A 10,576-nucleotide genomic window follows, 5' to 3' on the forward strand; every position below is an offset into this window, starting at 1 on the left:
GGGAGAGGGTGAAGTCCTCCACCGTGGGGGTGGTGCTGTTGATCTTCGTTTGGCGGGTCTGGGGCTTCCAGCCGTCCTTCGCGACGATCACCGTCAGCGGGTTGTTGCGCCGGTCCATCCAGTAGGCGTACCGACCGTCGGCGTCCGTGGTGAACGTGTAGGAGCTGGCCCAGGAGTCGACCTGGACGGTCGCGCCCGGCAGCGGTGCCGTGGCGCCCTGGCAGCTCTTGCCGGTGACCGTGCCGGAGAGCTTGCCCCAGGTGGTCGGCGGCTGCGCGATCATGGTGACCGCGACCGGCGGCACCGTGTACGGGGTGTTCTCCTTGATCGCGATGGAGGCCGAGTACGTGCCCGGCTGGTCGACGTTCGCGGTGATGCCGACCGTGACCGTGACCTTCGCGCCGGGCGCCAGCGTCACCTTCGACTTGTCGACGGTCAGCCAGCTCACGTCGGCCGCGCCCGCGGCGCACTCGGAGAAGCCGGGCAGGACCTCGCTGTCCTTGGTGGCCGTGAAGCCGCCCGACGAGCCGCCGATCTTGTAGAAGCCGCACGCCGCGCCGCCCCGGTACCGGGGGGCGTTGGCGNGATGGCGCCACCCTGCGACCCGCCGACGACCAGCAGCTTGCCGTTCGCCACCGCGTACGAGGCGGCCCAACTGTCGGCCGGCGCGTCCGGGATCGCGGTCCAGGCGTTGGCGTTCGGGTCGAAGGCGTAGCCGACCTTCTGCGACGTGGTGCCGTCGTTGCCGCCGGTGCAGTAGACGGTGCCGTCGATCCCGCCGCAGGACAGGAACGCCACCGACTTCGGGTACGCGGGCAGCGTCTCCCAGGCGTTGGTGGCCGGGTCGTACCGGACCACCGAGTTGGACATCGGCGTGCAGCTTGCCGTGGTGCAGCCGCCGATCGCGTACAGCTTGCCGTCCGCGACGGCCTGACCGGCCGCCGCCCGTGGCGCCGGGTTGGCCGCCTTCGGCGTCCAGGTGTTCGCCGCCGGGTCGTACGACCAGGTGCCGCCGTCGGGGCCGGCGGCGCCCCAGCCGCCGGTGACGACGATCTTGCCGTCGATCACGCCGGTCGTCACCGCGTTACGGGCGCCCGGCAGGTCGGCGATGGCGGACCAGGACTGCGCGACCGGGTCGTACCGGTAGTTCTTCGCGCTCGACGTGGTGCCGTCGCCGCCGGCGATCGAGTAGACCTTGCCGTCGACGGTGACGACCCGGTTGTCCATCACGTTCGCCGGGTAGCCCGGGACGGCGGTCCACGGGTCCGCCTGCGGAGCGGCCGCCGGGGTGGCCGAGCTGGACGACTTGCCGGACGAGCGGGCCGCGAACGACGTCGCCGCGGTCAGCCGCTGCGCCGGGGCGCCGGTCGAGCCGAGCAGCGCCTGCTCGGACAACTGGGAGCCGTCGGCGCGTTGCAGCACGAACCCGCCGTCCCGCTCGGAGAACTCGACGTCGACCGGGGCCCCGCCGGTGTTGGTCACGGTGAACGTCTTGCTGACCTTGCCGCTGGGGATCCGGACCGTGCCGGTCAGCGAGGTCGGCTGCACCGACAGCTTCCCGGCGGCGAGTTGGAAGGTGGCCGAGGTGGCCCAGTCGGTCTCGACGTCCACCTGCTTGGTTTGGCTCACGTAGTTGCCGGCGCTGGCGGTGAACGGGTGCGTGCCGGTCAGCGACGAGAACAACCAGTAGAAGCCGTCGGGCAGCTCGGTGTCGTCCGGCGTGGCGACCGTGGTGGTCTTCTCCGCCGGGCGGTCCTTGCTGGTCACGGTGGCGCCGTTGACGTAGCCGTTGTCGTTCTTGTCGCGGACGTGGCCGAGCACCAGACCGCCGTCGACCGGCTTGCAGACGAGCTTGCTGCCGATCAGGACGTTGTCGACCTGCCACCACCATTCCCAGCTCGCCTCGTAGTAGTGGAAGCGGACCCGCACCTGCGACTTGCCGGCGGCCTGCGGGATCGGCACCTCGGTCACCTTGGCCCGCACATCGGTCGCCTGGCGGAGGACGTTGCTCCAGGTGGTGCCGCCGTCGAGGCTCAGATCGACGTCCGCGCGGTCGCTGTTGAGCCAGTTGTAGTCCTGGTTGAACCGGATCACCGGCGCGGTCACGCCGGTCAGGTCGACGACCGGGCTGACCAGTGAGGTGTCCTGCCGCCCGCCGCTGCCGTAGTTGTCGCTGTCGATGATGGCGAAGTGGCCGCTGCCACCGGTGAGGTTGCCGCGCTCGCCGGCGTCGGTGAACTCCCAGACCTGGCCGGTGCCGGCGTTGTCCACCACCGTCCAGCCGTCCGGCACGCCGGTGCCGTCGAACGTCTCGTACTCGCCGTCGGAGCTGACCGTGTAGCCGGGGGCGGTGGTGCACTTCTCCGGGTCCGCCGGCACCGCGACGTTCGCGGTGGAGTTCCCCGTGCCGACCGTGACCTCCTTGGTGACGGTCAGGTAGCCGGCGTACTGCGGTTCGACCTTCAGCCGGTAGGTCGACCCGGCCGGCAGCTTCAGGCTGTAGCGGCCGGTGGCGGGCGTGGTGTAGTCGGAGATCGGCGTGCCCTCGACGCTCACCTTGGCGTACAGCGGCCAGCCGTGCCCGGACCCGTCGGTGACCTGCCCGCTGACCGTGACGCTCGCGACCGCGGTGAGCGCGACGTTCAGCGTGGTGGTCGTGTTCGCGGTGACGGTCGCGGAGACCGTGCGGGCCGCGTACCCGAAGGCGGAGACGGCGACCTGGTAGTCGCCGGCCGGCAGCAGCGAGGAGTACGTGCCGTCGGCGCCGGTGGTCAGCGTGCGGTCGGCCGCGCCGCTCAGGGTGACCGTGGCGCCGGCGATCGGGGCGCCGGTGCCCGCGTCGGTGACTCTGCCGGCCAGGGTGCCGTTGTCCCCGATCGGGGCGGCGGCGAGCAGCGCGAGCGCGTCGAGCCGGCCCTCGCCGTAGACGTTGTTGTCGTCCGCGGTGCCGCCGCACTGGGTGTCGGCCTTGTCGACCGCCGTGTCGTTCAGCAGCGCGCGGGTCGCCGTGACGTCGCCGACCAGGCTGGGCGCCGCGGACCAGAGCAGCGCGATCGCGCCGGCCAGGTGCGGCGCCGCCATCGAGGTGCCGCTGATGCTCGCGTACGTGTTGTTCGGCACGCTGGAGCGGATGTTCACGCCGGGGGCGGAGATGTTCGGCTTGATCTCGCCGTTCTGCCCGGTGCCCCGGGACGAGAAGCTGGCGATGTTGTTGTTGATGTCGTATGCGCCGGCCGAGTAGTTGCTCACCAGGCTGCCCGGTGAGCCGCTGGTCTGGCAGCCGGGGCCCTTGTTGCCGTTGGACCAGACGCCGAAGATCCCGGAGGCGGTCCAGGCGTTGGTGACGTCCTCCATGAACGGCTCGTTGGACGGCTGGGTGGTGCCCCACGAGTTGTTGATGATGTTCGGCCGCTTGCTGGCGTCCGGGTTCTGCCCGTCGAGGTTGGTGGGCTCCAGCATCCACTGCCCGGAGGCGATCAGGGCGGCGTCGGTCGGGCAGCACCCGTTCGCGGCGATCCACTTGACCTCGGGGGCGACGCCGATCTGGTTGGCGCCGTCCGAACCGGCCATGGTGCCCATGGTGTGGGTGCCGTGGCCGTCGGAGTCGCACGGCCCGTCACCGCACTCGCCGGCCGCGTCGTACCAGTTGTAGTTGTGGTCGAAGGTGCCGTCGCCGTTGTTGCCCCGGTACGCGTTGACCAGCGCCGGGTGGTTGAACTGCACCCCGCTGTCGATGCTGGCCACGGTGATGCCGGCGCCCTTGACGCCGTACTGGGACCAGACGTCGTCGGCGTTGATGTTGGCGATGCCCCACTCCAGGGCGTTCGTCGCCTTCTCGTCGGCGCCCGGCGTGGTCTTCGGCAGCGAGTACTCGACCGGGGCGTAGAGACCGTCCACCTCGGCGTGGGCGGCGAAGTTCTGCGCCATGGTCAGGGAGCCACCACTGACCTTGATGGCGTTGGTGGCCCAGAACGTCTGGTACGACGTGCCCGAGCGGTCCAGCTCGGCGCGGATCTTCGCCTGGCTGTCGGCGGCGGTCTTCTTGAGCGCCGCGGCGACGGCCGTGCCGCGCTGGTCCCAGTCCTTGACCGCGGCGGCCTTGCCCAGGTCGGCGCGGCCGGCGAAGTGGATCCAGAAGTCGCCCTCGCTCTTGCCCTGGAGCTGGCGGGTGAGTTCGGGGCGGATCTTGTCGTCGGCGTTCGCGCCGGCCTGCGCGGGGGCGCCGGTGACGGCCAGCGCGGTCGCGGCGAGCACCAGGGCGGCGCCTGCGCTCACCAGCCGCCCGGCCAGACCCCGTCGATGTGGACGTCTCAGCATCGGTGCTGCCTCCTCCGATGACCCGCGGTGGGTCGAGCCCATGACAGAAGGGCCAGGAGACTGCGCTCCCGACTGGTCACACCGGTTTGAACGAACCCCCCAGGCCCCCTAGGCGCCGTGCGGGTCTACGCCGGCCACCTGAGTGGACACTATGATCGACACCAGAGGGCGATCAATGACCGTACGTGAGCAACTTGTCACCAACGGGTTCCTCGATCGGTGGCCGGTTGACAGTGACTGTCACGGTTGGGGGGTGGCGTGGCCACGGACGAGCCGGCGGAGCACCCCTTCTCGCTCGTCATCGGCGTGACGCCCTCCCCGGCCGAGCGGCTGCGGCTGACCGAGCTGCTGGACGGCGTGGCGCCGCTGTTGCTGGTCGCCGACCTGGACGAACTGCGCGAGCTGATCGCGCCCGGTCCGGACGTGGCCGTACCTGCGCCGGACCCGCCCGCCGACGGCGCGCTGGTGATCGACGCGGCCCGGTCCACCGCGCGGTGGGGGGACCGGGAGGTCTCCCTCACCCGGCTGGAACGCGACCTGCTGACCTGCCTGACCGCCGAACCGGTGCGGGTGTGGAGCTACGCCGAGCTGCACCACGCGGTCTGGCACGACGCGCCGGCGCAGCGCCGCGCCGACGTGCAGTCCCTGGTCAAGCGGTTGCGCCGCAAGCTGGACGGGTTGGGCACCGGGGTCACCGTCGTCGCGGTACGCGGCGTCGGGCTGCGGCTGACCGACCACCGCCGACCCCGGGTCCGGGGCGGCTGAGGTCGTCCACATCGGATTGAGATCGGCGCGAAAGGGGCAGTACCGGGACATGTCACGCTGGCGATGGCTCCTGGCGGACCAGTTGGGTCCGCACTTCCTCGACGACGACGCGCAACGCGTCCTGCTGGTGGAGACGCGGTCGCTGTTCGCCGACCGCCGGCTGCACCGGCAGAAGGCGCACCTGATCCTGTCGGCGCTGCGGCACCGGGCCGCCGAACTCGGCGACCGGGCCCGACTGGTGCGCGCCGACACGTTCCGGCAGGCGCTCACCGACCTGGGTGAACCGGTGGAGATGGTGCACCCGCCGTCGCGGGCGGCGCTGGCCTTCGCCCGTACCGTCGAGGGGTTGACCGTGCTGCCGCCGCGCGGATTCGTCACCGACCGGGCCGACTTCGCGGCCTGGGCGGACCGGCGGCGCGGCCGGCTGCGGATGGCCGACTTCTACCGGTACGCGCGGGAGCGGCACGGCGTGCTGGCGGACGTGCCCCCGCCGCCCCGCCGGCCCCGCCGCCGGCCCCCGGTCGACGTGCCGCCACCGCCGCCGATCGTCGAGGACGACATCGACGCGCAGGTCCGCCGCGACCTCGACCGCTGGCAGGTGGAGGGAATCCGGTTCGTCGGTCGGGACGGCCCGCGCCGCTACCCGGCCACGCACGCCGAGGCGCAGGTTCGGCTGCGGCACTTCCTCGACCACCGGCTGCCCGCGTACGCCGGCACCGAGGGCCTGCTCGGCGACGCCGACGGGCTGCTCGCGCAGAGCGTGCTGTCGTCCTCGTTCAACCTCGGCCTGCTCGACCCGGAGCCGGCGATCCGGGCCGCCGAGCGCGCCGGCCGCGACGGCACCGCGCCCCCGGCGGCGGTGCACCGGTTCGTGCGCGGCCTGTTCGGCTGGCGCGAGTTCCTGTGGCAGCTCTACTGGTATTTCGGGCCGCGTTTCCGGGGCGCCGGCTGGCTCGCCGCCAACCGGCCGCTGCCGGAGTGGTTCGACCGGCTCGACGCCGACGCGGTCGAGGCACGTTGCCTGGCCGGTGTGCTGGCCGGCGTGCGGGACACCGGCTGGGCGCCACAGACCGCGCGGCTGACCGTGCTCGGCAACTACGGCCTGCAACGCGGCTGGCGCCCGGCCGAGCTGGCCGACTGGTTCGGGCGCAGCTTCGTCGACGGCACTGACTGGATCATGAACGCCACCGTCATCGGCATGAGCCAGTACGCCGACCTGGCCCGCATCGACACCGACCCGTGGGCGTTCGACGGCGCGCACCTGGAGCGCGCCGGTGCCCCCTGCGCCGGCTGCCGGTACGTGCCGAAGGAGACGCTCGGCGACGACGCCTGCCCGTACACCGGCGGCTTCGAGGCGTTCCTGCACCGCAACCGGGAGCGGCTGGCCGGTGACCCGCGGCTCGCCGCCGCGCTGGCCGAGCGCACCGATCCGAGGCGTCGCGACGCGGTGCTGGCGCAGGAGGAGAAGCGCGGCGACGACGCACCCTGACCGGTCAGCCCGGCGCTCCCGCCAACGCGTCGAGGAAGTCGGCCACCAGGTCGGCGGTGTCCTCGATGCCGGTGGAGACGCGGACCAGCCCCTCGCCGATCCCGGTGGCGGCGAGCTGCTCGGCGTCCACGATCCCGGCCCACATCGAACGCGGGTGCACCACCAGCGTGCTCACGCTGCCCAGGCTGGCCGCCCGCTTGCCCAGGCGGAGACCGGCCAGCAGCGCCGCCGCACCGGCCCGGCCGGCCGCCAGCTCGACGCCGAGCACCCCGCCGAAGCCGGTCATCTGCCGGCGGGCCAGCGCGTGCTGGGGGTGCGAGGGCAGCCCGGGGTAGCGGACCCGGGCCACCGCCGGATGGTCCTGGAGCGCCTCGGCCAGGGCCAGCGCGTTGTCGTTGTGCCGCTGCACCCGCAGCGGCAGCGTCCGCAGGCCGCGCAGCAGCAGCCAGGCGTCGACCGGGCCGAGCGTGGCGCCGGTGACGATCGCGGTGCGCCACACCCGCTCGATGAGCTCCGCGCCGCCGACCACCACCCCGGCGGACACGTCGGAGTGCCCGCCGAGGAACTTCGTGCCGCTGTGCCACACCAGGTCCGCCCCGGCGGCCAGCGGACGCTGGTTGACCGGGGTGGCGAACGTGTTGTCCACCACCACCAGCGCGCCGGCCGCGTGCGCGGACGCCACCACGGCGGCCAGGTCGGTCAACTCCAGCAGCGGGTTGCTCGGCGTCTCCACCAGCACCAGCCGTGTCTGAGGCCGCAGCGCCCGGGCGAACGCGTCCGCGTCGGTCTGGTCCACCTGGGTGTACGCGACGCCGAAGCGCGGCAGCAGCCCGGTGGCCAGCGAGGTGGTGCCGCCGTACGTGCTGCGCTGCACCACGACGTGGTCGCCGGCGGCGAGCAGGGCCAGCGCGACCGTGCTGATCGCGCCCATCCCGGACGCGGTGACCAACCCGGTCTCCGCGCCCTCCAGCTCGGCGACCACGGCGGCCACCTGCGCGTGGTTCGGGTTGCCGTACCGGGTGTAGAACGCGTTGCCCCGCGCCTCGGTGGCGATCTCGGTGAACCGCTCGTCGGACTCCGCGCTGAACGTGGCGCTCTGCACGATCGGCGGCGCGACCGCCCCACCGGGGACCAGACCGTCGTCGCCGTGCACGGCGGCGGTGCCGAACCCGGTCATCCGCGCGCCGCCCGCTCGACCAGCGCCCGGTAGCTGCCCAGCGCGGTGAACTCCGGCAGCGTCAGGTCGCTGCCGTGGCGCTGGCGCAGCACGGTGACCAGCCGCAGCGCCCGCAGCGAGTCGCCGCCGGCGGTGTGGAAGTCGACCTCCGGGTCGCGGGGCACCGCGCCGAGCACCTCCTGCCAGGCCGCCGCCACCCGGTCCGCCCACTCCCGTCCGACGTCCTCCGGCACCCACCCGGCCTCCGTCCCCGGCGCGGCCGGTGGCGCCGACCCGGCCACCGGGGGCAGCGGCGCGGCCGGGTCGGTCGCCAGCAGCCGGCGGAAGCCGTCGGCCAGCGCGTCCACCCGTTCGGCCGGTACGTGCCGGTGGTCGTACTGGACCATCAGCGCGAGCCGGCCGGCGTCCAGCTCGGCGTCGACGGCGAGGCTGAACGCCACGTCGACGGTGACGCCCCGGCTGTCCACGATGCGGCTGCCGCCACCGGCCTCGCGCGGCGGGAAGTGGGTCCAGTTGAAGAAGNGTGGTGCCCCATCAGCTCCCGTTCGGCCCGCCACGCCCCGACCGCCAGCTCGGCCACCGACCGGGTGCCCAACGCGAGCCGGACCGGCAGCGTGTTCAGGAACAGCCCGAGCGTGGCGGCGCTGCCGTCGCCCTCCGGCCGGCCGCCGACCACCAGGCCGCTGACCACGTCGTCCCGGCCGGCCAGCTCGCCGATCAGCCGCAGGTGCGCGGCGAACAGCCAGGACTTCACCGGCACCCCGGCCTCTCCGGCGGCCTGCGCCACCCGTTCGGTGGTCCCCGGTCGCAGCGGCACCCGCTGGGTGGTGGTGGTCCGGGGCTGCGCGCCGCCGAGCAGCAGCGGCGGCGCGGACCCGGCGCCGTCGCGCCAGAACCGCCGGGTCGCCGGGTCGGCCAGGGCCGCCCGCTCCGCCGCCACGTACTCCCGGAACGGCAGGCCGGGGTCGGCGGCGGCGGGCGTGCCGGCCCGCTCCCGGTCGTACCCGGCGAGCANTCGGTGAGGAACAGGTGCAGGCTCCAGCCGTCCAGGACGGCGTGGTGCTCGGCGACCAGCAGGGTGAACCCGTCGCCGCCGGTGCGGACCGCGTGCAGCCGCAGCAGCGGCGGCCGGTCCCAGTCGAACGGACGGCGGCGTTCCTCCGCCACCAGCGCGTCGATCCGGGCCCGGCGGGCCTGCGCGTCCAGGCCGGTCAGGTCCGTCACCGGCAGCTCGACCGGCACCCGGGCGTGCACGAGCTGCAACGGCTCGGCGTACGCGCCGAGCGCGAACCCGGTCCGCAGCACCGGGTGGGCGTCCACCAGGACGGCCAGCGCCCGGCGCAGCGCCGCCGGGTCCAGCGGCGCGGCCACCTCGTGCGCGGTGACGTTGTGGTAGACGGCCGGGTCGCCGGTCAGCTCACCGTGGTAGACCATGCCGAGCTGGAGCGCGGTCATCGGGTACGCGTCGACCAGCCCGTCCGGCAGCAGCTCCCGGTCGGCGGCGTCGACCAGCGCGAACCGGGCGTCGTGCCCGGCCGGCTCGGCGACCACGCCGTCCAGCGTGATCCGGCCGTGTGCGACGAGGTCACGGATCGTCTGATGGGTGAAGACGTCGTTGAGCTGGAACGACAGCCCGCGTTTCTGCGCGGCGACCTGCATCTGGATGCTGCGGATCGAGTCGCCGCCGAGCGCGAAGAAGCTGTCCGTCACGCCGAACGACGCCACGCCGAGCACCTCACGCCACGCCTCGACCAGGATCTCCTCGGCCCGGTTCGCCGGGGTGACCGCCGGGTCGCCGGCCGGGCGGTCCAACCGGGGCGCGGGCAGCGCCGCCCGGTCCAGCTTGCCGTTGCGGGTCAGCGGCAGCTCGTCGAGGACCACCACCGCGGCCGGCACCAGGTGCGCCGGGAGCTGTTGTGCCAGCCACTCCTGGAGGGTGCGGCGGGACGTGTCGCCAGCGGGCTCGGCGGGGGCCGGGCCGGTGGCCGCGTAGTCGGGGCGGACCGCGTGCAGGGTGTGCCGGTCGGTGCCGGCCAGCAGGTCGTCCTGCCGGGTGAGCACGGTGAAGCCGCGCGCCTCCAACATCGCCACCAGCTCCGCCAACCGGCCGGCGGTGGCGGTGCCCGGTGCGTCGTGGACCTCCATCGCGACCTGCGCGACCAGCGGCCAGTGCCGGTCGTCCAGCCCGGCCAGCACGTCCGCCTCGGCCCGCTGCACGTCGATCTTCAGCAGGTCGAGCCGCTCCGGTGCCAGCTCGTCCAGCACGGCCGAGAGCGGCCGGACCGGCACGGTCAGCTCCCGGCCGGCGAAGCGCTCGGCGAGCAGCTCGTCGGCCCGGTCGAGCAGCACGTCCCGCTCGGCGGCCCCGGCGTCGCGCTCGTTGGCCAGGTACCGCTTGATCACCGACACCTCGGCGTCCGGGTCGGCGTACGCGGCGTGCCCGGACATCATCGAGTAGCCGGGGTAGTAGGTGAAGGACACCTCGCCGGTCGTGCGGGACAACCCGTGCGCGTGCACTGTGGCCGGCACGCCGAACTCGGCGACGTTGCGCCGCAACGCCTCGACCACGGCCGGCACCGGCTCGAACGCGTGGATCGTCGCGTCCGGACACACCTGGTGCACGAAGAGCGAGAACATGCCGATGTTGGCGCCCACGTCGAGCACGGTCGCGCCGGGCCGCAGCACGATCCCGTCGCGCAGGTAGACCCGCTGCCGGAAGATCTCGTCGTACAGGTAGCGGGTTTCGTGCGGGTTGATCCCGGTCACCCGGTCCAGGTCGAACGCGCGCCCGGTGAACGGCCGGACGTAGGCGACCAGGCGGTCGCCGT

7 protein-coding genes and 1 pseudogene are annotated in these 10,576 nt (G+C 73.5%); 2 read left to right on the plus strand and 6 right to left on the minus strand.

Annotated features, from left to right (window positions below):
• Both B1205_RS31245 and B1205_RS11165 read right to left on the minus strand, forming a co-directional pair.
• Positions 1 to 448: carboxypeptidase-like regulatory domain-containing protein (locus B1205_RS31245; protein ID WP_254909858.1), on the minus strand; the 448-nt coding region annotated here is incomplete at its 3' end.
• On the minus strand, positions 445 to 4,359 hold the full coding sequence (locus B1205_RS11165; RefSeq protein WP_441338467.1) for a S8 family serine peptidase: 3,915 nt from the start codon (positions 4,357 to 4,359) through the stop codon (positions 445 to 447). The genes B1205_RS11165 and B1205_RS31245, both read right to left, overlap by 4 nt.
• 216 nt (positions 4,360 to 4,575) lie before the next feature.
• Here B1205_RS11165 and B1205_RS11170 point away from each other — a divergent pair, with 216 nt between their 5' ends.
• Both B1205_RS11170 and B1205_RS11175 read left to right on the plus strand, forming a co-directional pair.
• Positions 4,576 to 5,082 carry a winged helix-turn-helix domain-containing protein gene (locus B1205_RS11170; protein ID WP_254909860.1) on the plus strand — a complete coding sequence of 169 codons (507 nt, stop codon included), beginning with the start codon at positions 4,576 to 4,578 and terminating at the stop codon, positions 5,080 to 5,082.
• Positions 5,083 to 5,131: 49 nt separating this feature from the next.
• Complete coding sequence (locus tag B1205_RS11175) at positions 5,132 to 6,571, plus strand: cryptochrome/photolyase family protein (RefSeq protein ID WP_089155546.1); 1,440 nt, start codon at positions 5,132 to 5,134, stop codon at positions 6,569 to 6,571.
• A gap of 4 nt (positions 6,572 to 6,575) precedes the next feature.
• On the opposite strand, the gene B1205_RS11180 is transcribed toward B1205_RS11175, so the two are convergent.
• The 4 genes and pseudogenes from B1205_RS11180 to B1205_RS32730 all read right to left on the minus strand — a co-directional run.
• Positions 6,576 to 7,748 (minus strand): trans-sulfuration enzyme family protein, encoded by a 1,173-nt coding sequence (locus B1205_RS11180; protein ID WP_089155547.1) that lies wholly within the window; start codon positions 7,746 to 7,748, stop codon positions 6,576 to 6,578.
• Positions 7,745 to 8,188: an acyl carrier protein gene (locus B1205_RS11185; RefSeq protein WP_089155548.1), complete on the minus strand. Its 444-nt coding sequence runs from the start codon at positions 8,186 to 8,188 to the stop codon at positions 7,745 to 7,747. Before B1205_RS11185 ends, B1205_RS11180 begins: the two co-directional genes overlap by 4 nt.
• Positions 8,134 to 8,886 (minus strand): condensation domain-containing protein, encoded by a 753-nt coding sequence (locus tag B1205_RS31250; protein ID WP_140158014.1) that lies wholly within the window; start codon positions 8,884 to 8,886, stop codon positions 8,134 to 8,136. The genes B1205_RS11185 and B1205_RS31250 overlap by 55 nt, the downstream gene beginning before the upstream one ends.
• Positions 8,829 to 10,385, minus strand: a pseudogene (locus B1205_RS32730) (FkbM family methyltransferase); the annotation flags it as partial. The gene B1205_RS31250 and the pseudogene B1205_RS32730, both read right to left, overlap by 58 nt.
• Positions 10,386 to 10,576 lie beyond the last annotated feature (191 nt).

Source organism: Micromonospora sp. NBS 11-29 (assembly GCF_002140155.1).
GTDB lineage: Bacteria > Actinomycetota > Actinomycetes > Mycobacteriales > Micromonosporaceae > Micromonospora.

Excerpts from the sequence above, each read along its gene's own strand:
- B1205_RS11175 (WP_089155546.1), top strand. The coding sequence starts at position 5,132 with ATGTCACGCTGGCGATGGCTCCTGGCGGACCAGTTGGGTCCGCACTTC.
- B1205_RS11180 (WP_089155547.1), bottom strand. The coding sequence starts at position 7,748 with ATGACCGGGTTCGGCACCGCCGCCGTGCACGGCGACGACGGTCTGGTC.